Origin of the sequence: Massilia sp. UBA6681, from assembly GCF_002454935.1 — a bacterium.
Taxonomy (GTDB): Bacteria; Pseudomonadota; Gammaproteobacteria; order Burkholderiales; family Burkholderiaceae_D; genus Telluria; species Telluria varians.
The window spans coordinates 5,508-5,863 of record NZ_DKJX01000083.1 but is presented as its reverse complement, the minus strand read 5'-3'; the positions used below and the strand labels follow the sequence as shown (position 1 = coordinate 5,863).

The window sequence follows — 356 nt, the reverse complement described above, 5'->3', positions numbered from 1 at the left end:
GCCTGCGCCGCCCATGCCGCCGGCTGCGTTGCCGACCGAGGCTGCGCCGCTCGAGGCGCCGCCGCTGATGCCCTGGCCGCCTGCGCCGGCCGATGCGCCGTTGGCGCTACCGGCTGCACCGCCGGCTGCGCCGGCAGCACCGTTTGCCTCGCCGCCGGTGGCCACGCCGCCTGCTGCGCCGTAGCCTGCCGCGCCGTTGGCGTTGCCGCTGCTGTTGGCGACGTTGCCGATGTTGTTGATACGGTTGCCGCTGACTTCACCGCTCAGGTTGCTGATCGAGTTGGCGCTCGAGGTGTTGTACGAGTTGCTCATGCTCGAGGTTGCGTTGCCGCCGTTGTTGGCGGCGGCTGCGCCGG

General features: G+C 72.2%; 1 pseudogene. It reads right to left on the bottom strand.

The features are described from left to right. Positions 1 to 356, bottom strand: a pseudogene (locus tag B2R83_RS14045) (hypothetical protein); the annotation flags it as partial.